Here is a 23,442-nt window from a genome sequence, read left to right as displayed (position 1 = left end):
GGGTTTTCAATTCGAAGAGCTTCCAGACATTTCAAGCAGCTGGTTCCTTGTCTGCTTGCTGGTCTTGCGCTGCGCAGTAAAAACCCGCTGCACCCGATCGCTGCAATAGGACAGAATCCGCGCATCGGCCTGCCGTAAGTCGAGCGAGCACATCCATTGTCGACCCTGAAAATTCCAACCGCAAAAATCTTCGCGCCGCTGCTGAAGCCGGCGCGCTACAAGGGCGTTTACGGCGGGCGCGGCTCGGGCAAGTCGCATTTCTTCGGCGAGCTGCTGGTCGAGACCTGCCAGGCCGAGCGCGGCACGCTGGCGGTCTGCATCCGCGAGGCGCAGCATTCGCTGGCGCAATCGTCCAAGCGGTTGATCGAGGGCAAGATCGCGAGCCTCGGGCTCGGGCACGGCTTTAAAGTCTTCAGCGACAAGATCGAGACGCCGGGCGACGGGCTGATCATCTTCCGCGGGCTTCAAGACCACACGGCGGATACGATCAAGTCCCTGGAGGGATTCCGCATCGCCTGGATCGACGAGGCGCAAGGCTTGAGCGCGCGCAGCCTCGCGCTGCTGCGGCCGACCATCCGCGCCAAGGATTCCGAGTTGTGGGCGAGCTGGAATCCGTGCCGCAAGAGCGATGCGATCGACGATTTTCTGCGTACCCGTCAGCCCGACGGCGCGCTGGTGGTGAAGGCCAATTGGCGCGACAATCCCTGGTTTCCCGATGTGCTGGAGGAGGAGCGGCTGCTCGACCAAAAACTCTATCCGGAGCGCTACGATCACATCTGGGAAGGCGACTATGCGCGCGCCTTCGAGGGCGCGTATTTTGCCGCGCTGCTGTCGCAGGCGCGAGCTGAGGGGCGGATCGGAAAGGTTGCCGCCGATCCGCTGCTGCCGCTGCGTGCCTTCATCGATATCGGCGGTGCCGGGGCTGCGGCGGATGCGTTCACGATCTGGATCGTGCAATGGGTGGGTCACGAAATCCGCGTGCTGGATTACTACGAGAGCGTCGGCCAGGTGCTGGCGTTTCACGTCGGCTGGCTGCGCGCGCGCGGCTACGACAAGGCGATCCTCTATCTGCCGCATGACGGCGTCGCCACGAACGCCATCACCGGCAAGCGCTATGAGGATCATTTGCGCGAGGCCGGCTTTGCGGTCGAGCCGCCGGTGAAGAACCAGGGGCCGGGCGCGGCGATGATGCGGATCGAGGCGCTGCGGCGGCTCGCGCCGCAGCTCTGGTTCAACGCGGAGACGACCGAGCCGGGGCGCGAGGCGCTCGGCTTCTATCACGAGCGCAAGGACGAGACGCGCAACATCGGGCTCGGACCCGAGCACGACTGGTCGAGCCACGCGGCGGATGCGCTCGGGCTGATGGCGATCTGCTATGAGCAGCCGGGCCGGGTGGCCGCGTTCAACCGGCCGATCCGCTATGCGGAGCAGGGGTGGGTGTGAGAGATGCGCCGCGCGCGATGACGCCTGCGGCCGATGATGTCCCGTTATGCTTTGCGGCGTGATGTCCGCCGCGCTGCCAACCAAAAGGTCAGCAATGCCCAAAATGTCGATCTCCGAAGTGAAGGCGATGCTCGCCAGCGAAAAAGCCAACGCGCTTGCCGCGATGTCGGCCGCGCGGCTCGCCGAAGAGCGGGCCGATGCGATGGACTATTATCTCGGCGACATGCGCAAGGACATGCCGGCGCAGGACGGCCGCTCCCGCGCCGTGTCGACCGACGTCGCCGACGCCATCGAAGGCCTGATGCCGCAGTTGATGGACATCTTTGCTGGCGCCGACGAGGTGGTGCGGTTCGAGCCGGTCGGCCCGGACGACGTCCTCGCCGCGCAGCAGGAGACGGACTACGTCAATCACGTCTTCATGCAGCAGAACCCGGGCTTCATGGTGCTCTACGGCTTCATCAAGGACGCGCTGCTCTCGAAGGTCGGCATCGTCAAGGTCTGGTGGGAGGAGCGGGAAGAAGAGAGCCGCGAGACCTATTACGATCTCACCGACGACCAGTTCGCGCTGCTTGCCCAGGATGTCGCGGAATCGAACGGGGCGATGAAGATCGTCGCGCACACGGTGCATGATGGGATGGGTCAGCCGGATGAATCGCGGATCGCCTCATCATCGAAGGCCAATGGTCTGGAACAGCGGTCGCCACCTGTGGTAGTGAGGAACCTCGAGTGAAGGCGATCGAGGGAGCAGGCATGCGACGGCAGTTTCGTTGGATGATGATGGCAGCGGGCTTGGTGGCCATGTTGGCCGCGAGCCCGTCCGCGGTGGCGATCGGTTATCTCTCCGGTGTCCTGCAAAAGCCGGCCTACGTTCAGGCCTTGACTGTGCTGCTCGACAAGGCGCCGAGCTGGACCCGTGAAGTCCTCAAGAGGAACGGCGCTTATGTGAGCAGCCCGCGCTTCACTCACGAGATCGACGGGACCAAATACGAGCTGTTCGACATTTGCGTGCGGGTGACAAAATGCATCGATACTTCGATCGTCCTGATGTTTGCGCCTGATGGCACGCAGGCCTGGGCCGGACTGCGCGAGAAAGGGGTTGTGTCCTACGTCGGAGCTCCAAGCGAGGCGCAGCAGGCGGTGCTGAAGCGGGCGCTCTATGTTCCCGAGCCTGTGCCGAAGATGACGACGTCATATCTGTTCGACGCGCTCAAGAAGCCGGCCTACGCGCAAGCCTCGAAGAATCTGATCGAGCAGGCCGGCCAGCTGCCGGACTGGGCGCGGGATGTTCTCGCCCGGAATAAGGTAGCTTACACGACGACCGACGCCGAGCCGGTGGACATCCAGGGAGTCACATACGAGGTATTCACCGTCTGTGCCGTTGAATTCAGTTGCGCCGACACCCACCTGGCCGTCCTGTTTGCGCCTGAGGGCGCAAAGGCGTGGGGTGTGGTGGTCCATGAGGGGGTGATGTCCTACCTCGGTGCACCAAACGATGCGCAGGCCGCGGCGATGAGAGAGGCGCTCGATCCCAGTGAGCGCAAGTGGGGACGCGCTGATGGCAAGTAGCGCATCGATGGCGCGTTGATCAAACGTTGATTTTGGAGTTGAACGGCGGTCCTCGTGGCCGCCGTTCTCTTTTGCGGAGGCCAAATGAATATTCTCGACAAGATCATTTCTGCCGAGAGCAGCGGCAATGTGAAAAAGGCGAACGAGCCGAACAAGACGGCGAGCGCACTCGGGCTCGGGCAGTTCATCAACGCGACCCGGCTCGACGTGATCAGGCGCTACCGGCACGATCTGGCAGACGGCAAATCCGACGCGGAGATTCTCGAGCTTCGGAAAAACCCCGACCTTTCGAAGGAGATGACGGCCAGATACGCAGCCGAAAACGAAACGAGGCTTGGTCAGGCCGGCGTCCCCGTCACACCGGCCTCGACCTATCTCATGCACTTTGCCGGCCCGGGCGGCGGCGTCAGATTGATGAAGGCGGATCCGAATGCGCCGGTGGAATCGATCCTCAACGACGACGCCATTCAGGCCAACCCTTTCCTTCGGGGCAAGACAGCGGGATGCCGCCGATCGCTTCGGCAAGTGGAGTTCTCTCGGCGGCGCATCTGGTCCGGTGAGTTCAGGCGCGAGCGGTGGCGGCAGCGCTGCGTTGCCGCCCGTGCGGTTTCCGCTCGAGGCGCTGCTTGCGGCTGATCGCAGCCGCGGATTGACCGAATGGGCTTCATCTTCGCGCAGCAGCACAGCACCTCTCTCGCGGCAAAATGCGGCCAACGATCCGGGTACGACGGCGCCAGAGTCCACCGGCGGACTGCTCGGCCTGATTCAGGATTACATGCGCAATAACGGTTACTAACCCGACCCGCCGCATCGCGCGGCGGGCCCTTGCGCAGAACCAAGAGTTCAATCACACATGCCTATTCCTTTGCTTGTCCCGGCGCCGCCTGCGCCGATGGGCTCTCTTGTCACGCATGACGTCACCATCGTCACCACGCGTAAGCTTGCGCAGGCGCGGGTCATGGGGGTGCCGCCGGAAGAATTCGGCATCGAACGCGGTGCGCGCAGCATCCGCGATTGCAATTATTGCTTCCACGAGGTCGTCACCAAGACCGAGGCGGAGCTCATCGCGGAAGGATTTGACGCGGGCCAGATCAGGGCGTTGCGGCCGCAGACCGGCACGACCGAGATCGAGACGCTGGCGCGCGACACCGTGGAAGAGCATCTGTCCGCAACTGCCGGAGGCGGCAGCGCCAATGCGGCGGCGCGGCTGGTGCGCATCACTGAGCATTACGTGCGGATGGACTACGAGGGCTCGGACCGCCCCTGCCTCTATCAAGTCATCACCGGCGGCGACCAGGCCGAGATCCTGCGCAAGGACGGCAAGGAGTGCATCACGCCGTTCGACCAGATGCCGTTCGCCGCCACGACGCCGGTGCCGGTGACGCATCGCTTCTTCGGCCGCTCGATCGCCGACCTCGTGATGCCGTTGCAGCGGGAGAAGACTGCGCTGAAGCGCGGCGCGCTCGACAATCTCTATTTGCACAACAATCCGCGCGTAGAGGTCGCCGAGCAGAACGCCGGGCCGAACACGCTGGATGATCTCCTGGTGTCGCGGCCGGGCGGCGTGGTCCGCACCAAGACGGCGGGCGGGCTCAATTGGCAGGTGGTGCCTGATATCACCACGTCGATCTATCCGATGCTGCAATATGTCGATGCCGAGGTCGAGAGCCGCACCGGTCTCGGCAAGCAGGCGCAGGGCATCGACGCCAACGCTTTGCAGAACCAGTCGGCCACCGCGGTTGCGCAGGTGTTCTCGGCCTCGCAGATGCGGATCAAGCTGATCGCGCGCATCATGGCCGAAGGCGTCCGCGACATCTTTGCCCTGCTGCACGGAACGATCCACAAGCACGGTCAGCGCCAGGAGGTCGTGCGGCTCCGCAACGCCTGGGTCGACGTCAATCCGCGCAACTGGAAGACGCGCGACGACATGACCATCAATGTCGGCCTCGGCTCGGGCGGCAAGGTGCAGCAGTTCGCGCAGACCATGGCGATCGCCAACGTCCAGAAGGAGCTGCTCGCCGGCGGCAAGATCAACCTCGTCGGCGACCAGCAGCTCTACAACACCGCCGCAGAGCTGACCCGGATCATGGGGCACAGGAATCCCGATCAGTTCTTCAACGATCCCACGGCCGTCAATCCGCAGACCGGGCAGCTTCTGCATCCGCCGCCGGCGCCGCCGCAGCCGCCGCCCGACCCGAAGCTGCTGGCCGTGCAGGCACGGGCGCAGGTCGACGCCGCGCTCGCCGCACATCAGGCCCAGCTCCAGCAACAAAAGGCTCAGAACGACGCGATCCATCTCCAGGTCAAGACGCAAGGAGAGATCGAGCTTGCCAAGATCAAGGCCGCGCTCGAGGCCAAGATGTCGGTGCTGGAGACGCATCTGAAGGCGGCGATCGAAGCAGGGAAAGCGCAGCGTTCCTATCCGCCTGGCGCGCGGCAGGCGAAAGACGGACACCATTATCTGCCTGATGACAACCGGCCCGGCAAATATCTGCTGGTCGTTCCTCATGGCTGATTATTCTCTGGTGCCGGTCGAGCACCAGCCGGACTTCGAGAATGTCTCTCTTGTCCCAGTCGACCACGATCCATTCAGTGCCGACGGCGTCACGCAGCAGGCGCCGGGCCAACAAGCACTGAGTCAACCAACGCAGCCTCCGCCGCCCCAGCCAGCGCTGGGGGTTCAGCGACTCTATGTCGGTCCGGCAGCGAAGATCACGCAGACGCCAGAGGAGGGCGAATCCTGGGATCCGGAAAGCGAAGTTAACGATACGTCTGCAGCGGCTCGGCCGGCTGCAACGATACCTCCCCAGAACAAGCCCCCTCCTGATTTGTCGCACTTTATCCCGCTTGGCGAGCTGAAGCCGGCGACCTTCACGCCGACACAGCAGATCGGGAATCGCGCGATCAACGCCCTGACTGATCTCGGCGTGCCACTGCACAATGCCCAGGAGCTGGCGACGCGCATCGGCAACTTGTTGAGCTTGACCCCGCTCGGAGTTGCCGGATCGTTCCTCAATCTCATCGATGCAAAACGCCGCGATGATCTCCCCGCAGGCATTGAGGCAGCGATCGGACTGATACCAGGCGCGAAGGGCGCCGGGCGCGTCGCTAGCACTGAATTGCGGGCGCTAACAAGCAAGGTTCGGCTCTCTCCGGCAGCCTGGGCCGCTAAAAAAGGATACGCCGGTGTCGGAACGACCGCGAACGGCGGGCCTACTTTTGTAGGGACTGAGCACCTCTATCCTGCCGCACAGGGGCAGCGAAACATTGTGAAAATAAGACTTACCGGTAGCCGAAGAGGCGACTTTCGTCTTGCGAACAAGGAAGGTAAGTTTACCGAGACGCCGAAGGGATATTCGTGGCACCATGTCGACGACTTCGATCCGAAGAGCGGAGAGGCCTCTCTCGAGCTAGTTAAACTGGAAGCGCATGAATCGGCTTACCCTCACACTGGTTCGGTTGCACAGTATGAGAACCACCACGGTGTCGAATATAGACGTTAATCAGGAGACGTGTGATGGTTGTTTTCGAAGACACGGCCTTGCCGCTTTCTGAGCTGGATATTAAGCGCGTCGAGCACTTCTTGGGCACACGTTTGCCGCAAGATCTCAAGGAGCATTACCTCCAGCATAACGGCGGAACACCTCGGCCTCAATTCTTCATCAAAGATGGAGAGGCATATGACGTAAGGGAATTCTTGCCTATGAACACACGCCGCGAAGGATTAACCTTCGAAAGATCTTACGTAGTGCTGGTGGATCAGACACCCGAGTTTCCTCGGGGATATATACCGTTCGCGTACGACTCAGCAGGTGATTATTTTCTGTATAGCGTCACGCCCAAGTCCTTCGGGAATATAATGTTCAATTCACAAGCAGCTTACGGCGACGAAGATCGATTTACTTTCTTTCTTGCGTCAAGCTTGAGAGAATTTATCGATTCTCTAACCGAATTACCTGTCGGGATGGAGTGACAGCAGAGCCCAGCTGTCCATGGATCTGCTGGCCGATTCTGCGCCGGCTTGCATGGCCCAATCGAAGCCAAGATCGTGATTGTGTGGCGGATGCATCTAGGCTGAAGGCACGCGGACCGGACGTTTGCTGAAGCAGCTCTCTGCCACTGCAGCCGCCGCCCGACCCGAAGCTACTGGCCGTGCAGGCGCGAGCCTAGGTCGACGCCGCGCTCGCCGCACATCAAGCCCAGCTCCAGCAACAAAAGGCTCAGAACGACGCGATCCATCTCCAGGTCAAGACGCAAGGAGAGATCGAGCTTGCCAAGATCAAAGCCGCGCTCGAGGCCAAGATGTCGGTACTGGAGACGCATCTGAAGGCGGCGATCGATGTAGGGAAGGCGCAGCGTTCGTATCCGCCTGGCGCGCGGCAGGCGAAAGACGGACACCACTATCTGCCTGATGACAACCGGCCCGGCAAATATCTGCTGGTCGTTCCTCATGGTTGATTATTCTCTGGTGCCGGTCGAGCACCAGCCGGACTTCGAGAATGTCTCTCTTGTCCCAGTCGACCACGATCCGTTCAGTGCCGACGGCGTCACGCAGCAGGCGCCGGGCCAACAAGCACAGAATGAGCCGATCTCATCGATGCGAAACGCCGCGATGATCTCCGCGCAGGCATTGAGGCCGCGATCGGACTGATACCAGGCGCGAAGGGCGCCGGGCGCGTCGCTACCGCTGAATTACGAGCGCTAACAAGCAAGGTTCGGCTCTCTCCGGCGTCCTAGGCGTCTAAGAAAGGATACGCCGGTGTCGGAACCACCGTGAATGGCGGGCCGAGTCTTGTAGAAACCGGGCATCTCTGTCTTGTGGCACAAGGGCAACGAGACGTTGTGAAAATAAAGCCTACTGGCAGCCGAAGAGATGACTTCAATCTAGCGAACGAGGACGGTAAGTTCCCCGGAATACCGAAGGGATATATGTGGCACCACGTTGACGACTTCGATCCGACGAGTGGAGAGGCCACCCTCGAGCTTATACCCAGAGAGGCACATCGTGCAGCATTGCCTCACGCCGGTTCGGTTGCACAGTACGAGAAGCATCACGGTGTGAAGTATAAGCGCTGATCAGGAGACGAGTAGTGGTTGTATTCGAAGACACTGCCCCACCGCTTTCCGAGTTGGACATCAAGCGCGTGGAGAACCGCCTCGGTCTTCGTTTGCCGCAGGATCTGAAGGAACATTACCTTCTGCACAACGGCGGAACGCCTCATCCACAATTTTTCCCCAAGGATGGAGACGCATATGATGTTTACTGCTTCTATTCCATGAATACCGGCGCGAAGGGGGAGAGCTTCGAACGAACCTATACCATGATGGTGGATCAGACGCCGGAATTTCCTCGAGGGTATATACCGTTCGCGGAAGATTCTGGGGGCGACATGTTTCTTTATAGTGTGAGGCCGGAGTCTTTCGGGAATATCATGTTCATTTCACATGAAGATTATGAAGACCCTGATCGATACGTTGTGTTTCTCGCCCCGACATTGAAAGAATTTATCAATTCTCTCACCGACCTGCCCGAAGGGTTGTAGTGGCAGCGAAGCTAAGCAGATCTACGGATCTGCCGGCAAGATTGCGTATGCAGACAATGTGATTGCCTTCGAACGAAGTTACCAGGCGATTTCGCCAGTATCAGCGGACGGCTATATCGGCATGGAGGGCTTCGAGAAGATTGCGGACGCAAGCGTGGAAAATCCCGCGCTTTGCTTACGATTCCTCTCTGAGAAAAAGTACACGGAAAGCCGAATTCTTTCAGGCGAGGCGCTTGAGGAAAGACGAAAATGTGATCGGGAATGCTGTTCGCCGCTCCGCTAAGCTGATGTCTGCCCGACGGTGCAGGCGGAGGAAGCGTGAACGACTTCGCGCTGAGTGAAGATGCAGGCGCGGATCGAGGCTGCGAAACGACGCCACGCTCGATAAGACGATCACGCTGTTCGAGGCGCATTTGAACGCGATCCGGTGGAAGCAGAAGCTCCAGCACGCGCACGCCGACAAGCACAAGCAGTACGGGGTGGTTGCTACCGCCCGGCGCTCGATCTCGCCGCATCCGCCGCGCCACGACATCAAGACGCGACGGCCGAACAACGAAGAGGAAACAAATGTCTGACGAGAGCGCACTGGAGAGGGCGGCCGCGCGAGCGGTCCGCGCCGAGGCGTTGCTTGATGACGAGCTCTTGAGCGAGTCCTTCGACACGCTCGAGAAGAGCTACATCGCGGCCTGGCGCGCGACCACAGTCGACGATGCGACGGGGAGGGAGAAGCTGTTTCTCGCCATCAACATCGTCGGCAAGGTGCGGGATCATCTCGCCGGCGTCGTCGCCAACGGCAAGCTGGCGCGGGCCGAGCTGAAGGAGCTCGCGGAAACGGCGGAGCGGCGGAAGCGGTTTGGCATCATCTGATCTGCACGATTTCTGCACAACTACAGCGAGAGTTGACATAGTTCTTGATTTGTTCAATGGATGGCCGATATCGATCCGTCGCTCACCTTTGTCATCCCACCACGCAGATTGCGAAATGTCTCATGGTGCACTTCGAGCTCTGACAACAGGGAGTGCACGGAAGGTTTTGCGAGAGGTCTTCCGTTGAGTTCTGATGGCGAGAAAATCGCTCCGGCGAGCGAACGAGGTTCGACAATCAAGCGTTTGCCCCGGTTCACCTGCATCTTTGCGGCAGTTACCGTGGTGGGATGGATCGGTGGAGACCTCCTGACGTATCCTTTACCGGAAGCTGCCAACTGGCTGGGGCTGATCGGTTGGATCGGTGCGATCATCGCGATGCCCTGGTTAGTCGTTTGTGCTTTCTTGCCAAAGCCTCGCAGCGCACCGCTGCTGCTTGCAACTCTGGTCATCATTCAGACCGTTCGAATGATCGATGCACAGTTGGATGGAGGTCTCATCGGAGTTGGATTCCGCATTCACGCCTCCCCGATCGAGCAATACATTGCGAAATGCCACATGTTCGATTTTGTCGATAACGGCGAAAAACACGCCATTGGCTTCTGTGAGACCACGGTGTTCGAGATGGGATTTCCTTCTACGCCGGCCTCGCTCTCGATCATCTATGATCCCACGGGAGGATTTCTTAAGCCCGAGGCTCAACGATCGCCCGAATGGAAACAAGCGCTTGATCGGTTCAAAGAGTACAGCGGGGCATGGGGGCCCCCAGAGGTCCGCCGCCGCTTCGGTGATTTCTATCTGGTCTTGTTCGCCAACTAAGGCTGCATGCCCATGGCGTCCGGTCGATTGGACTCGGTATCCATCGACGAGCCAACTGAGATGGGACCGCAAGAACTAGTCTGACTAGACATCATGGCGTTGTTCCGCGCCTTGAGGGCTCATGCCTCGATCAGCCCGGCCGCCCTTGAAAATGCCGGTGAGCCGGCCACAAGTCATTTGGAGAAGACCCAGTGAACGACCCGACTTTCTACGTTGCCTCGACCAAGCGTGGTACCAGGGACAATCACCGGTTATGTCCCCTCGACCTTCCTCATGCGCAACGGCTCGTATGTCGTTGCCCCGATCTCCGGCGAGGCGCAGACCGAGGATCTCTATTCTGATGCATCCGGAAGCAACCGTACACCCGGTGCAATCGCCAATCCCAACAACTACCTCGTCGTTCCAAGGCTCCACGACGAGGCGAGCGCCAGGCGCGTTGCGGACACGATCGCTGGCGTGCAGAAAGTCGGCGCATTGCCGGCTTTGGCGCCGATCGCGCATTCGTTCGAGCCTGATGGCCCGGAAGATCTGCAACGCCACCCGCGCTGGGGAATTCCGCCTGACTCGTTTGTCAAGGCATACGTAGGCCCGGCATCGGATCAGTTTGGATATGTATTGGGTGCGGCAGGCTTGCCGCGCGAGCTTGCCGAGGCCGGCGGCGGGATTCACAACCTGTACAGCTGGCTGAACAATAGAAAGATCGACGTCAGCGGCAAATATTTCCTGACCAAGAGCAACGAGGCCAACATTGCTCAGGGCTATGCCGCTGGTGCTGCCGCGAGACGAAGCCCGACAGCTTACAATGATTACGGATATCCCACACCCTCACAAGACCCGGCAAACACAGGCGGTGACGGCAAGGGCGTTCTGTCGTTCCCAGCCTCATTGGCGGGCGTGAATCCGGACGAGCCGTCGCCGGCCGCCTGGCCGCCGAAGACGGACGCGCCGATACGTTACTTGAGTTCGTACCGCGCGCCATATTGACTGCCAGTTCCAGATAGATTGCGGGACGCTTCCACGCGTCGATGCCGCCCCTGCGTCGATAACGCAGGCTCCCGGCGAACGAGTCTTGCCCCGCCGAACCGGAATTCGCTTCCGCGCCATCGAGCCAGCGAGATTGCAGCGTTGCAACCAGAAACACTTGTGCCCTCGCGCGGCCGTGCCACGCCTGCGTGTCACGCCAAGCCATGGGCCTTTATCGGGAAAACCAAATGACTCTACCGACTTCAACTTTCGTGACCTACTCCGCGGTCGGCAACCGCGAAGATCTCAGCGACATGATCTATCGCATCGATCCCGTCGACACGCCGTTCATGAGCGGCGTCGACAAGGAGAAGGCGTCTGCCGTCAACCACGAATGGCAGACGCAGGCGCTCGCGCCGGCCGACGCAACCAACGCCCAGCTCGAGGGCGACGATCCCAACACCAACACGACCACGCCGACAGTCCGGCTCGGCAATCTCTGCCAGATCTCCTACAAGGTCGCGCGGGTCTCGGGCACGCAGCAGGCGGTCGATCACGCCGGCCGCGATAACGAGCTCGCCTATCAGGAGATGCTGAAAGGTCTCGAGCTCAAGCGCGATCTCGAGACCATCCTGTGCGGCACCAACCAGGCCAAGGTTGCGGGAAACACGACGACGCCGCGCAAGACTGCATCCGTCCTCTCCTGGATCTTTTCGAATACGTCCATGGGAACCGCCGGATCTCCCGCCAATCCTGCGGCGGCTGACGGTACGGGAAGCCGTACCGATGCGTCGAGCCAGATCGCCTTCACCGAGGTGCGCCTGAAGACCGTGCTGTCCGCGATCTGGGGCAATGGCGGCAAGCCCGGCACCATCATGACCGGCGCCTTCAACAAGCAGGTGTTCTCGACCTTCACCGGTCGCTCCACTGCGATCGAGGAGTCGAAGTCGAAGAAGATCGTCGCATCGGTCGACGCCTATGAGTCCGATTTCGGCAAGCTCAAGGTGGTGGCCAACCGCTTCCAGCGGCCACGCGACGTACTGGTGCTCGAGCTCGACAAATGGGCGGTGGCCTATCTCAACGGCCGCAACATGATCTCGATCCCGCTGGCCAAGACCGGCGACTCCGATCGCCGCCAGATCCTGGCGGAATATGCGCTGGTTGCCCGCAACGAGAAAGCATCAGGCGGCGTGTTCGACAACACCACGTCCTGAGCGATCAGGATCGTTCATTTTACCTCGGGGCGGCCTTCGGGTCGCCCCTCATTTTTTGGAGATCCAAGATGCCGCTTCCCGGCAATCGTCCGCTCAATACCGCCGATCTCACGGCCTATACACCCTCCTGCGGCGCCAGCCCGGTCGCCGCCTATGTCCGCGCTCCCTTCCGTTGCCGCGTCGTGAAAGTCACGGGCATTCTCGGCGGCGCTCTCACCACCACCGACGGCACGATCACCGTGTCGGCCAATTCGGTGACGCTTGCGACGTTTGCCGTTCCGCAGGCGGGCTCGGCTGCCGGCCAGTTGTTCTCGGTCGTGCCGCCGTCGCCGACCTATCTCAACGAGGACGACGTGATCGTGCTGACGCCCTCGGGAGCGTCAGGCGCTGCCATTCCAATGCATTTCTCCATCGCTGTGAGGACCGCCTGATATGCCATTCTTCTCCAAGCAAAACTCCTCGCGCATCGGCACGACCCAGACGATTGCCTATGACGGCAGTGTCGGCGCCACCAACGCGTTCGGGAGCGAGACCTACCAGGTTCGCCTGGTCGCCAATTCCGGCTGCAGCTACCGCATCGGCGACGGCGCGCAGACCGCGACCACCGCGGATCCGTATCTTCCCGCCAACGTGGTCGAATTTGTCACCGTCAGCCCAGGCCAGCGCATCGCCGCGTTGAAGGCCGCCACCAACGGCCTTGTTACGGCGACGGCGGGCACGCTGTGGATCACGGAGATGTCGTGATGGAGGGTGTCCTGATCCGGCCTCATCTCGACAGCAACGGCCAAGACCTTGCGATCGAGCATGTTCAGGACGTGGCGCCAATCCTGGAATGGAACAGGCAGGCACGCGTCGACGAGCAGCGCAGCGAATGGGGGCGACACGTCGCCCGCATTCCCAACGTCATCTATGTCAAATGGCTCAACGAGGAGCATGCCAGGGGCAATGCCTCGTTGCGCCTGTTCACGCCCGAATTCGACGCGATCGTGCAGAGAAAGCTCGATGATCCCGAATGGGCGTATTTGCGAACCGACAGGCCGAAATTGCAAGCAGGCTGGTCAGCGGAGCTCTCGTGACCCAGATCACCGATTACATCTCGCTGCAATCAGCAGTGACCGAATATCTCGCGCGCGATCAGGACACGACGCTGATCGCGCGGATTCCAACCTTCGTCCAGCTCGCGGAGGCCAAGTTCAACCGCCAGCTGTTTGTGCGCCAGATGGAGCAGCGGGCGACGGCGCTCGTCAACCTCGGCTCGAACGAGCCCGAGTTCATCTCGCTGCCGTCCGATTTCCAGTCCATGCGCAGGGTTCGGCTGTCGAGCGTGACGGGCAAGCCGTGCCTCGAGTTCAAGTCGGGGACGCAGATGGACGAATATCGCTTCGCGACGTCGGATATCGCCGCGCAGCCGCGTTACTTCACGGTGTTCGGCAGTGAGCTTGAGCTCGCGCCGACCCCGGACGCCGCCTACACGATCGAGATGGTGTACCGGCAGAACGTGCCGGCACTCGCCTCGAATGCCGTCAATTGGCTGCTCGCAATGGCGCCCGATCTCTATCTATACGGCGCTCTGCTCGAATCCGCGCCGTACATCAAGGAAGACGCGCGCATCCAGACCTGGGGTCTCGGTTTCACGTCGGCGCTCACGGATTTGAACAATCTCGGACTGACATCGACCTTCAACGCGGGGCCGATGACGGTGCGCGTTTCCGGACAGGTCATCTAGGAGACGACAATGGCAAGCTTCAACAAGTTCTATTGCTTCGTGCAGGACGTCGCCAACGCGCTTCACGACATGAAGACAGGCAGTGCAGGTCTACAAGATCTATCTCACCAATACGGCGCCGGTGGCGACCAACACGGTATACAACACGCCCGCGGACCTCGCGGCCGGTAACGGCTATGCCTCGGGGGGCAACAGTGTCGGCACCATCACGGGCGCGCAGACATCAGGCACGTTCAAGTTCGTCGGCGGCACCGATCCGGCCTGGACCGCCTCGGGCGGCTCGATCGGGCCGTTTCAATATGCGGTGCTCTACAACGCGACATCGCCGACCAAGCCGCTGATCGGCTGGTGGGATTATGGCACGGCCATCACGCTGACGAACGGCAATACGTTCACCATCGACCTCGACCAGACCAACGGCATCCTGACGATCACCTGACATGGCAGCATTTCTCAACAACTGCCGGTTCGTTCCCTCGGCCGGCGGAACGACGGATTGGGTCTATGCGTCGGCCGTCGGCGGCTGCCAGTCTCCGACGCTGGCCGGTGCGATCGACGGTCGCAAGTATAAATTCATCGCAATCAGCAGCGATCTCACCCAATGGGAGATCGCCGAGGGCACTTATACTGCCGCGAGCGGCACATTCATCCGCGCCATCGTGCTCTACAATTCGTCGGGCTCAGGCGTGTCCTCAGGCCAGAGCGGCGCCGGCACCAGGATCAACTTTGCGGCGGCACCGAACGTGGCGATCGTCGCCGTCAAGGAAGACCTGATTTCGATCGAGGAGCCGAGCGCCTTCACGGCTGCGCAGATGGCGCAAGCGCGCGCCAATCTCGGCGTGACCAAGAAGAACTACATCATCAATGGGGGCATGATGGTGTCGCAGGAGAATGGGTCGACGGCCATCTCGGCCACCGGCACAGCCACCACTTATGTGCTCGATCAGTGGTTCTTTTACGCCAGCGCGCTCACTGGCACAGCTTCGATAGCCCAGGTGGCAAAGGCGACCCCAGGCGGCTCGCCGAATCGGCTGCGCGTCACGGTCACCGCAGCTCAGGCCTCCATTGCGTCGAGCTATTTGATCGTCGCTCAGCGTATCGAGGGCTACCGCTGCGCCGATCTCCTGTGGGGTTCTGCATCCGCAAAAACAGTCACTGCCCAGATTGGCGTGAACGCTCCCGCGGGCACTTATACCGTTGCAGTCTACAATAACGGGGCTGCGTCGGGTGCAAGCGGCACGTTTACGATCTCGGCAGGCGAAGCAGGAGCCGATGTCGTAAAGACGGTGACTTTGGCGGGGGTCGCTACGGGAACGTGGAGCACAGACAACACCGTCGGGATGGAGTTGCGTGTCTACGCCGCCATCAACGGACAAGCCAACCTACTGGCAACGAATGGCGCCGTGATGGAGTTGTTCGACGTGGGCCTCTATGAGGGGGCGGCTGCTCCAGCTTTCCAGCTTCCGGATTTTGCCTCTGAGCTGCTGACCTGCCAGCGCTATTGGGAGAAATCCTATGACTACGGCACCGCGCCCGGCACGGCTACGTCGGTAGGCCAATGGCAGATCATCAATCAAGGCTCCGCCTTGACAGCGATTGGGCTCCAGGTCGGCTTCAAGGCTCCGAAGCGAGCAACGCCGACGATCACGACGTATTCACCGAACAACGGCGCAGCAGGGAACGCTTACAGCGGAAACTCGTCGATCAACGTGGCGGCAAATGTTCCGACCGTCGGAACTGGCAGCTTTCATGTTTGGGTGGCTCTCAGTTCGGTGACCACCGCCAACATTTGGCTGCATTGGAAATCCGACGCCCGCATGTAAGAGGCGATCATGTCTGATTATCTACTCACTGAGACCGACACCGTCGTTCGCCTGGCCGATCATGCGAACATCCCGAACGATCCTGAAAACATCGACCGCCAAGCGTTCGATGCGTGGATCGCCGCTGGAAACACACCTGGCCCGTACATTGTACCGGCGGCGGCCGTGCCGCCCGCAATCTCGGATCGGCAGTTCTTTCAGCAGCTCGCGCTACAAGGCATCGTTTCGCAAGACGACGCCTTGGCTGCAGTGAGGACCGGCGTTATTCCGGCCGCGCTCCAACAGCTGATCAACGGCCTGCCGGCCGACGAGCAGTTCGGCGCAACGATGATCGTTGCCGGCGCGACGACATTCGAGCGATGGCACCCGCTGACAATTGCCATCGCGACGGCCTACGGCTGGTCCTCGGACCAGCTGGACACGTTCTTTCGCGCAGCCGCGGTGCTCTGAGCCATGTCCCTTCTCGGCTTTGATGCGCTTGGCCGATGGGCGCTGGCCCAACTCCCGCGCAATGGCAATCTTGCGCTGCAGGCCTCCGGGCAATCGGTCGCTGTGGCCGGGCAGGTTGCAGCCTTCCGGACCTCTTGGTTGTCTGCGCCGGGCGCGTTGACTGCATCGGGCAACCCTGCCGGCTTCGGCATATCGGAGCCGGGCAGTGTCGGGGCTTTTACTCTCGCCGGTGGCGCGGCTGCGTTTGTATCCTTGCTGCCGGGTCTTCGAGCTTCGTTCGCGCTGACGGGTTCAGCGGCGAGCGAAACGATCAGCGCAATCGCTTCACCGGGCGCGGTCGCGTTGTCGGGAGTGTCGCCCCGATTTCTTGTGTCGCTTGCTTCGATGCAGGGTGCATTTGTCTCGACCGGCGGCGTCTCGACCTACGACCGCGATCATGAAGCCTGGGTCCGGCGGCCGTTCGACACGATGTTCTGGCAAGTGAAAGCGGCTTTGCAGTCGACGACCTGGGGCGGTGCCGCACCTCCTGCAAGCCTCTGGATGATCGACGTGGCGCCGGCGAGCACATGGACATCTGCTCCGATCGAACTCGAACCGTGGACGACCGAATAATGCCGCTACTTTCCTATGGCGAGTATCGCCCCGACGTCAGTGACTACGAAGGGCAGGCCACGCGCAACATCCTCAACGTGATACCGCGCGGCGACGGCTATGGCCCATTTCCGTCCTTCTCGGCATATACCGCAGCGCTGCCGGCGCCCTGCCGGGGCGCCTTCTATGCGTTGAAGTCGGACGGCACCGTCATCACCTTCGCCGGCACCAGCACCAGGCTCTATCGGCTCAACAACATCGATTTCACCTGGGTCGACGTCTCCAAGGGCGGAGCGTCCTATTCGGCACTGTCAGCCACGGCGCAATGGCAGTTTGCCCAGACGGGAAACTTCGTGTTCGCCACACAAGCCAACGCGGTGCTGCAGATATTCGATTTGTCATCGTCGACGGCATTCGCCGATGCGCTGGGTGGGCCGCCGCAGGCCGCCTATATCAGCGTGGTCGGGCGCTTCCTGGTGCTATCAGGGCTGCTGTCGACGCCGTATCGGATTCAGTGGTCGGGGTTGAACAATTTCAACGCCGCTGACAGCTGGACCAGCGGCATCAAATCGTCCGACTTCCAGGATTTTCCGGACGGCGGCATCGTTCGCGGCGTCGCCGGCGGCGAAGCCGGCATCATCTTCCAGGACCAGGCGATCCGCCGCATGTCTTATGTGCCGGGCTCGCCAATCATCTTCCAAATCGATCGCATCACCCAGGACAAAGGGTTGTACGCGCCGTATTCCATCATCCGCGCCGGCGAGCGGATCTTCTTCTATGCGGGCCAGGGCTTTCACAAGATCGAGCCGGGCGGCGTGCCGGAGCAGATCGGGCGCGAGAAGGTCGACCGCACCTTTCTCGCCGATCTCGACAAGGGCAACCTTCAGCTCTTCATGGGCGCGGCCGACCCGCGCTCGACACGGGTGTACTGGGCCTACAAATCCGTGTCCGGCACGGTCGGCACCTATGACAAGCTGCTCGGCTACGATTTTCTGCTCGATCGCTTTTTCCCGGTCGCGGTCACAGGCGAATATCTGCTGGGCATCTCGCAGACCGGCCTGACGCTGGAAAATCTCGACAGCATCTCGTCGTCGCTGGATGCACTGACGCTGAGCCTCGATGCCTATGCGACCGCGGTGCAGCCGGAGATCGCGCAATTCTCGAGTGCTCATCTGCTCGGCTTCTTCCGCGGGCCGAGCCTGGAAGCGACGCTGGAGAGCCCGGAGCAGGGCACCGACGAGAACCGCATCACCATCCGCGGCTTCCGTCCTGTGACCGATGCGGCGACGCTGTTCGGCTCGGTCTCGTGGCGCGATACGCCGGCTGCCGTGGCAACGCCGGGCGCGGAAGTCCTGGTCAATGCCCGGACCGGCCGCTGCGACATCAGGCGCGACACCCGCTATTCGCGCTTCAAGGTTCGCATTCCCGCAGCGACGGCGTGGTCCTTCTGCGCCGGCATCGTTCCCGATCTCTCACCGAACGGCACGCTATGACGGCTTACGTTCCCGGCATCACCGAGACAGATCTAAAGAAGATCGTACTCGCAATCCAGCAGCTCGCCGCCGGCCGATCGAACGCCGTCGGCAGCGTGACGCTGGCGACGGGCGCGTCGAGCACGACCGTGACGACGACGAATTGCGCGGCAGGCTCGGTGCCGATCCTGGTGCCGGCGTCGGCGAACGCGGCGACGGAGGTCGGCAACGGCACGATGTACGTGAGCGCCGTTGCAAACGGCGCTTTCACGATTACGCATACGAATTCCGCGACGACAGGGCGAGTGTTTTTGTGGGCGGTGGTGGGGTGAGAGGCGGGCGCGGCGCCAGATCCTTATTGCTCCTTCTTTGAGTTACTGCCCGTAGCCAACCAACGACAAAATCCAAGGCCCGCGCCTGTCATGCACGCGTGCGAGCGCGCTCGTGCCCCGACCGTGGAGACCGATCCGAGCCAGCGACCGAACTCGATTGCAGTTCCGAACCGATTGATCAACTTATTGAGGAAAATGCGATGTCGTATGTCGACCAGCCTGAACGTTCGAGCCGATCGTTTTCGGAGCGATTTCAAGATGTCTGGGACCATCCAACCCCGTTCGGTCTCCTTGCCCAAATCAAAGGATTGATGAGTCTACCTCAAACGGTCCGAGATATGGTTGATGCCTCTCGCATCGTTACCGGTCCGGCCCCCACGACAGAGGAAGAAGCCTACATATATAATCAAGCGCGAGACTATTTGCCGCGCGCCGGCTTCGAGGTAGCAAGCGCAGCCTCTCCTACGGTGCCCAAAGTCGTCGGAGGTCTTCCCATTAGGCCAACGGGTGGCTTAGCATTTCGTGCTGAGGGTGGGGCCCAACCGGCGAACGGTGTTCTTCCGAGTGATTTGCGGTCTGCTCGGCCTGAGCCCTATGGCCCGCCGCCCGCAGTCTTAAGACCTGCTGCTAGGGAAAGTGCCGGGAGCAGGGCAGGCGAGGGTTTGACTTCATCGCCCGCTGAATTGCCGTGGTGGATGCAAACTCTCTTGCCTCCAGGCGCCATGCCAGTTGGCCCTCTACCCGTTGGCGCCGTTGGGCGGCAAGTCCTCCCGCCAACATTACCCGATGCTAACAGAACTTTTGGATTTTCGAGTACGTTTAGTGGCAAGCAACTTCCCGAGATGCAGCCCTCCAGGCCGCCGCTCGCGCCGGAGGCGAGCGGTGGTCGCCGCTTGCCTCCTTCCATTGTCGGGCTTGCGGGACTGCCATCGGGAGGGGATCCAAATTATAGAGAATTGAGGCGCGTCGGCCCCGATCCTCGCGCCGCAATCCTGTCCAGACCTGATGGTGAGGACGAGCCACGAAACGAAGTCGAATCTCCGCCATTGGCGCCAGAGCAGGCGTCTCCCGAAAGGAAACGTCCCGAGATCACTGCTTCGGGTACGGGCGGGAACAGGAACGGCGGTCGCAAGAATGGAAATGGTGGCAAGAGGTACTGTAGTACACGAAGAGAAGCGGAGAAGAATACATGTTGGCAGACTTGGAACGAACGCAATGCAATCGGACTCGATGGGCGTCCGTGGAGCGATTTTCGACGAGGTTGTCTGGATCGCGCTGATTATAGATACGGGCTGTGTTTGCGGAACCGGAACAAGGATGACAAGCTGGGAGAATGGGGGACCGAAGACGAAGAGCGTTGGCTCAATGGGGATCGTTAGGAAAGAGAGCCCAATCATGCTAAAGTACTGGACTCACGCCCCCAGTCCTCATTTGGAAACATGACCTCCTTTGAATCAGTAGATGTCCTTCACGAATGGATCGAGGACCTTCGACGGAGCTCTTCGATAGCTACCGTCATTCGTACTGTCGCCGCTCGCCTCCCCCTTTTGGAGGATGAGGGATTTTGCTTCCTCTCCGACGAGCTAGTCTCTCTCTTGCGGGAGGCTGGGCGAGACACGGAAGCTCTGGCGATCCTCGACGCCAAGCTGCGTCGCGATCCGAGTGACGTCCGGCCCGGTATAGTCAAAGCGAACATTTACGATTTACTCGATCAGCCGATCGACGCGCTGAAGTCAATCAATGTGGCCTTGGTGCGAGCGCATCGGACGGGGTTTTTTCGGAGAGAGGCGCTGGGCAATAAGGCGCGAATTCTGTTGAGGCTCGGTCGTGGAGACGAGTTCTCGGATGTGCTTGAGGAGATTATCTCACTAGAGATTTTACCGGGTGTTCCAGATGTTGGCCGCGAGCGTGACTTCGTTGACCGAGCGCCGCCCGGATTTATCAGAAAGAATGTCCTCGACCGTTACAACGAGTTTCGTCCGAAACGTCCTGACGATCGCTTAGCTGATGAACCACCCGAATACGAGCAGCCAAACGACTATATGTGAAGCTATCGATCGATCTTCGTCTTACTACCGCCCCCTCACATCCCATCATCGCACTCCCGGATGATCGTCTTCTTCGCAGTCCCCAACGTCTTCCTTACGTCCAGTAGCGAAAACGTCTCCTGGGTTTGATACTTCGGGAATTCGACGACGAAGGATTTCTGTTTAGCCGTCGCCAATGCCATGACGAGCTGTCTGAAATCCTGTTGGTTCTGACGTCCTTCCGCCTTGAACTGGCTTCCGTCGAGCAGGAAGGGATGGTTCTTGCCGTCGATGATGATCTGCGCGGTGATGGTTTCTTTGACCTGGGGCTTGATCCGCGTCACCGAGATGAACATGCCTGGCGTCTTGTCTTCGCTGCCAGCCGGACAATAGATGCTGAAGGTGGATCCGACGCTGTTTTCGATGTTGGCCTCCAGCGTGCCCTGGCCATAGCCAAGGGGCCAGCGAAAGTCGACGGCCAGGGCGGCCGTGCCGCTCAATATCAGAACCAACGCAGCTGGTAACCGCTTCATTTCTCGCATCCTGCATTAGATCGTCTGACAGCTATAGAGGGATCGTCCGGCATCGCAACTGCGCTTGCTGGCCTTGAGGCAGGCGCGAGCTTCCTCCCACATTCGGTCATGGAGTTGATATGAGTTTCGAGGACAACGAAAGATCGGTGCAGTCGCCGAGCTTCTTTCCGTTCTGAAATGTCGGGCACATGCAATCGGAGCGGTGCCGTCACACAGCTCGTCAGCATCGATCCGGAGCACGTGAGCTCGATCTGGCCGCTCGTGGCGCCTCTGATCAGAGAGGCGATCAGCAAAGCAGGTCTGTCGGCTTTCGCGACGGTCGAGCGCGACGTCCTCGATGGTTTCTCGCTGCTTTGGGTTGCCTGGAATGGCCAGGCGGCCGACGCGGCTGCAATGACGAGCCTGCAGCAAACGGATGCCGGAAAGGTCTGCGTCATTACGGCATGCGCCAGCTCCGATATGACGCTTTGGTTGCCACTGATCCGCGACATCGAGGCGTATGCGCAAGCGGAAGGATGCCACTGCATGCGCATCTTCGGGCGGAAAGGTTGGGCCCGTGTTCTCGACGGATACGAACAGACCTATGCGATTATCGACAAGCCCTTGTAGTGACAGCAAGGCGTGCGGTTGGGGGGTGATGACACGCCAGCAGCGGCGGCAACGGCAGGTGCGGAAGTCCTGGTCAATGCCCGGAGCCGCCGCTGTGACGTCAGGCGCGACACCTGCTATTCTCGCTTCCAGATACGCATCCCGGCCGCGACATCATGGTCCTTCTGTGCCGGCGTGGGCGAACGCAGCGGCGGAGGTTGGTAACTATACGATGTATGTGCGCGCGGTGGCGAACGGCGTGTTCACGATCACGCATGCGAACTCCGCGACGACGGGGCGGGTGTTTTTGTGGGCGGTAGTGGGGTGAGCCCGAAGAGCAGGCTCACAATTAAGGGTTGATTTTGTTCATGATATGTTCTATTCTACCTGCGGTTGGTCTATTGAGGTGGGTCGATCATGCGAAGCTGGAAAGGGCTCCGGAGTGAGGCTTGGTGCAGCAGCATGACGTGCTCCGCGCGTATTCATGGGGGCGCGGAGATGCCACGGAGCTTTCGCCGATCGGTGTTTCATGCGGTGTGCTTGGCTGTGCTCTGGTTTTTGCCTTGTATGCTCGGAGTTGCGGACAAGTCTTTCGCTCAAAGTGCAGATCTTGGCGTGTACAGGCGAGCAGTAGAGTTTTGCCGTGGTGCCACCAAGCGGCCCATGACCGTCGATCTCGATGGACGCGTCCTTTGCTTTGACGGTGCGATTTTGCGCGACCTTGACTTCTCGCTCTTGAGCAAGTTGCGCAAGGGGGGCCTATTCGTCGTTCGCAGTCCTGGGGGTGAAGCGCGTACAACCACCTGGCTGTCCGATTTCCTGCGGGAGCGGCTGGCGACCGTTATCGTCTACGATTATTGCCTGTCAGCTTGCGCCAGTTACTTGTTGGTTGCATCGAGCGAGACCTATGTCATCGGCGATACGATCGTCGCCTGGCACCATACGACGTGGCCTCTCTGTCCAGTGCTCCGGGATGCAATAGATGGCGGACCAAGACGGTTGGAACAGGATGCCTGCTCGGATGCCGCGCCCGTGTACGGACCCGCCATGTTTGCGCTGAAAGAGCTGGAGGAAACGTTCTTTGCCTCTCGGCTGCTGCGTTTCCCGTACGAAGATCCGCCGGAAAGCATCCCGGTACGCCGGGTGTTGAAGAGCATGTTTGAATCAACGGGGACATACCCAAATGTCCTTTGGACCTGGAATCCCAGATATAGCTCCGCCGCGTTCAAGACGAAGATTACATATGAGGCCTACCCGAGCAGCCAAGCCGAACTCGATGCATTGGTGGCGCGATACGGCCTCGGGACTTACGTTATCTACGATCCTTAGTCGGCTCCCATGGCGCAATGACGCCGTCGCTCAGTGTTCACTGCCGACGTTAGCCATTTCACATTTCCATTTCTGATTTTGGCAGAAGACCGATGTCTCGTTCCTTCCGCGACAACATATCGTCCGACAAGACCCGAATAGGCCGCCCGTCCCGTCCGG

30 protein-coding genes are annotated in these 23,442 nt (G+C 60.6%); 27 read left to right on the top strand and 3 right to left on the bottom strand.

Going from position 1 to position 23,442, the window contains the following annotated elements; translation table 11 throughout:
* Positions 1-156 precede the first annotated feature (156 nt).
* The 7 genes from G8O24_RS03215 to G8O24_RS03185 all read left to right on the top strand — a co-directional run bounded on the left by G8O24_RS03215 (position 157) and on the right by G8O24_RS03185 (position 6,982).
* The gene (locus tag G8O24_RS03215; protein ID WP_188096397.1) at positions 157-1,443 is read left to right on the top strand and encodes a PBSX family phage terminase large subunit; all 1,287 of its coding nucleotides are present in this window, start codon (positions 157-159) and stop codon (positions 1,441-1,443) included.
* A gap of 94 nt (positions 1,444-1,537) precedes the next feature.
* A complete protein-coding gene (locus G8O24_RS03210; protein ID WP_244645711.1) occupies positions 1,538-2,173 on the top strand; it encodes a portal protein in 636 nt (211 codons plus the stop codon).
* Positions 2,170-3,009 (top strand): Ivy family c-type lysozyme inhibitor, encoded by an 840-nt coding sequence (locus G8O24_RS45390; RefSeq protein ID WP_188096395.1) that lies wholly within the window; start codon positions 2,170-2,172, stop codon positions 3,007-3,009. Before G8O24_RS03210 ends, G8O24_RS45390 begins: the two co-directional genes overlap by 4 nt.
* A 54-nt stretch (positions 3,010-3,063) precedes the next feature.
* The gene (locus G8O24_RS03200) at positions 3,064-3,645 is read left to right on the top strand and encodes a hypothetical protein (RefSeq protein WP_188096393.1); all 582 of its coding nucleotides are present in this window, start codon (positions 3,064-3,066) and stop codon (positions 3,643-3,645) included.
* 217 nt (positions 3,646-3,862) lie between these two features.
* On the top strand, positions 3,863-5,524 hold the full coding sequence (locus tag G8O24_RS03195) for a portal protein (RefSeq protein ID WP_244645710.1): 1,662 nt from the start codon (positions 3,863-3,865) through the stop codon (positions 5,522-5,524).
* Positions 5,517-6,512 (top strand): HNH endonuclease signature motif containing protein, encoded by a 996-nt coding sequence (locus G8O24_RS03190; protein ID WP_188096392.1) that lies wholly within the window; start codon positions 5,517-5,519, stop codon positions 6,510-6,512. The genes G8O24_RS03195 and G8O24_RS03190 overlap by 8 nt, the downstream gene beginning before the upstream one ends.
* A 14-nt stretch (positions 6,513-6,526) precedes the next feature.
* Positions 6,527-6,982, top strand: coding sequence for an SMI1/KNR4 family protein (locus tag G8O24_RS03185; RefSeq protein ID WP_188096390.1), 456 nt, complete (start codon positions 6,527-6,529; stop codon positions 6,980-6,982).
* 170 nt (positions 6,983-7,152) lie between these two features.
* Here G8O24_RS03185 and G8O24_RS03180 read toward each other — a convergent pair whose 3' ends face one another.
* On the bottom strand, positions 7,153-7,407 hold the full coding sequence (locus G8O24_RS03180) for a hypothetical protein (protein ID WP_188096388.1): 255 nt from the start codon (positions 7,405-7,407) through the stop codon (positions 7,153-7,155).
* 13 nt (positions 7,408-7,420) lie between these two features.
* On the opposite strand from G8O24_RS03180, the gene G8O24_RS03175 reads away from it, so the two are divergent.
* The 17 genes from G8O24_RS03175 (at position 7,421) to G8O24_RS03095 (ending at position 18,495) form a co-directional block, all read left to right on the top strand.
* A complete protein-coding gene (locus G8O24_RS03175; protein ID WP_188096387.1) occupies positions 7,421-7,660 on the top strand; it encodes a hypothetical protein in 240 nt (79 codons plus the stop codon).
* A gap of 122 nt (positions 7,661-7,782) precedes the next feature.
* Positions 7,783-8,085 carry an HNH endonuclease signature motif containing protein gene (locus tag G8O24_RS45555; RefSeq protein ID WP_368736594.1) on the top strand — a complete coding sequence of 101 codons (303 nt, stop codon included), beginning with the start codon at positions 7,783-7,785 and terminating at the stop codon, positions 8,083-8,085.
* 14 nt (positions 8,086-8,099) lie between these two features.
* Positions 8,100-8,552, top strand: coding sequence for an SMI1/KNR4 family protein (locus tag G8O24_RS03165; RefSeq protein WP_188096383.1), 453 nt, complete (start codon positions 8,100-8,102; stop codon positions 8,550-8,552).
* A gap of 413 nt (positions 8,553-8,965) precedes the next feature.
* A complete protein-coding gene (locus G8O24_RS03160) occupies positions 8,966-9,127 on the top strand; it encodes a hypothetical protein (RefSeq protein ID WP_188096381.1) in 162 nt (53 codons plus the stop codon).
* A complete protein-coding gene (locus G8O24_RS03155; RefSeq protein ID WP_188096379.1) occupies positions 9,120-9,419 on the top strand; it encodes a hypothetical protein in 300 nt (99 codons plus the stop codon). The genes G8O24_RS03160 and G8O24_RS03155 overlap by 8 nt, the downstream gene beginning before the upstream one ends.
* Positions 9,420-9,602: 183 nt before the next feature.
* Entirely contained in the window at positions 9,603-10,235 is a 633-nt protein-coding gene (locus G8O24_RS03150; protein ID WP_188096377.1) for a hypothetical protein, read from the top strand.
* A gap of 273 nt (positions 10,236-10,508) precedes the next feature.
* A complete protein-coding gene (locus G8O24_RS03145) occupies positions 10,509-11,219 on the top strand; it encodes a hypothetical protein (RefSeq protein WP_188096376.1) in 711 nt (236 codons plus the stop codon).
* A gap of 227 nt (positions 11,220-11,446) precedes the next feature.
* Positions 11,447-12,412 (top strand): DUF5309 domain-containing protein, encoded by a 966-nt coding sequence (locus G8O24_RS03140; protein ID WP_188096374.1) that lies wholly within the window; start codon positions 11,447-11,449, stop codon positions 12,410-12,412.
* A gap of 68 nt (positions 12,413-12,480) precedes the next feature.
* On the top strand, positions 12,481-12,843 hold the full coding sequence (locus G8O24_RS03135) for a hypothetical protein (RefSeq protein WP_188096372.1): 363 nt from the start codon (positions 12,481-12,483) through the stop codon (positions 12,841-12,843).
* 1 nt (position 12,844) lies between these two features.
* Positions 12,845-13,156, top strand: coding sequence for a hypothetical protein (locus tag G8O24_RS03130; RefSeq protein WP_188096370.1), 312 nt, complete (start codon positions 12,845-12,847; stop codon positions 13,154-13,156).
* On the top strand, positions 13,156-13,488 hold the full coding sequence (locus G8O24_RS03125) for a hypothetical protein (protein ID WP_188096618.1): 333 nt from the start codon (positions 13,156-13,158) through the stop codon (positions 13,486-13,488). Before G8O24_RS03130 ends, G8O24_RS03125 begins: the two co-directional genes overlap by 1 nt.
* Positions 13,485-14,138, top strand: a complete 654-nt coding sequence (locus tag G8O24_RS03120) for a phage adaptor protein (protein ID WP_188096368.1) — start codon at positions 13,485-13,487, stop codon at positions 14,136-14,138. Before G8O24_RS03125 ends, G8O24_RS03120 begins: the two co-directional genes overlap by 4 nt.
* An 82-nt stretch (positions 14,139-14,220) precedes the next feature.
* Entirely contained in the window at positions 14,221-14,577 is a 357-nt protein-coding gene (locus tag G8O24_RS03115) for a hypothetical protein (protein ID WP_244645709.1), read from the top strand.
* Between the two features lies 1 nt (position 14,578).
* Complete coding sequence (locus G8O24_RS03110; protein ID WP_188096366.1) at positions 14,579-15,961, top strand: hypothetical protein; 1,383 nt, start codon at positions 14,579-14,581, stop codon at positions 15,959-15,961.
* Positions 15,962-15,970: 9 nt separating this feature from the next.
* Positions 15,971-16,411 (top strand): hypothetical protein, encoded by a 441-nt coding sequence (locus G8O24_RS03105; RefSeq protein ID WP_188096365.1) that lies wholly within the window; start codon positions 15,971-15,973, stop codon positions 16,409-16,411.
* A gap of 3 nt (positions 16,412-16,414) precedes the next feature.
* Positions 16,415-17,023, top strand: a complete 609-nt coding sequence (locus G8O24_RS03100) for a hypothetical protein (RefSeq protein ID WP_188096363.1) — start codon at positions 16,415-16,417, stop codon at positions 17,021-17,023.
* Positions 17,023-18,495, top strand: coding sequence for a hypothetical protein (locus tag G8O24_RS03095; RefSeq protein ID WP_188096361.1), 1,473 nt, complete (start codon positions 17,023-17,025; stop codon positions 18,493-18,495). Before G8O24_RS03100 ends, G8O24_RS03095 begins: the two co-directional genes overlap by 1 nt.
* 4 nt (positions 18,496-18,499) lie before the next feature.
* Here the strand turns inward: G8O24_RS03095 and G8O24_RS03090 are convergent, their stop codons facing one another.
* Positions 18,500-18,745, bottom strand: a complete 246-nt coding sequence (locus G8O24_RS03090; RefSeq protein ID WP_188096359.1) for a hypothetical protein — start codon at positions 18,743-18,745, stop codon at positions 18,500-18,502.
* 1,500 nt (positions 18,746-20,245) lie between these two features.
* On the opposite strand from G8O24_RS03090, the gene G8O24_RS03085 reads away from it, so the two are divergent.
* Positions 20,246-20,854 (top strand): hypothetical protein, encoded by a 609-nt coding sequence (locus G8O24_RS03085; protein WP_188096357.1) that lies wholly within the window; start codon positions 20,246-20,248, stop codon positions 20,852-20,854.
* A gap of 35 nt (positions 20,855-20,889) precedes the next feature.
* Here G8O24_RS03085 and G8O24_RS03080 read toward each other — a convergent pair whose 3' ends face one another.
* On the bottom strand, positions 20,890-21,366 hold the full coding sequence (locus G8O24_RS03080; protein WP_188096355.1) for a YfjT/YkfB family phage-associated protein: 477 nt from the start codon (positions 21,364-21,366) through the stop codon (positions 20,890-20,892).
* A 240-nt stretch (positions 21,367-21,606) separates the two neighbouring features.
* On the opposite strand from G8O24_RS03080, the gene G8O24_RS03075 reads away from it, so the two are divergent.
* Both G8O24_RS03075 and G8O24_RS03070 read left to right on the top strand, forming a co-directional pair.
* Positions 21,607-21,975, top strand: coding sequence for a hypothetical protein (locus G8O24_RS03075; protein ID WP_311972286.1), 369 nt, complete (start codon positions 21,607-21,609; stop codon positions 21,973-21,975).
* 642 nt (positions 21,976-22,617) lie between these two features.
* Positions 22,618-23,283, top strand: a complete 666-nt coding sequence (locus G8O24_RS03070; RefSeq protein WP_188096352.1) for a hypothetical protein — start codon at positions 22,618-22,620, stop codon at positions 23,281-23,283.
* Positions 23,284-23,442: the final 159 nt, after the last annotated feature.

The organism is Bradyrhizobium campsiandrae (genome assembly GCF_014529705.1).
GTDB classification, from domain to species: domain Bacteria; phylum Pseudomonadota; class Alphaproteobacteria; order Rhizobiales; family Xanthobacteraceae; genus Bradyrhizobium; species Bradyrhizobium campsiandrae.
Note: the sequence above shows the minus strand (reverse complement) of the source record. Positions and strands in the feature narration are given on the sequence as shown.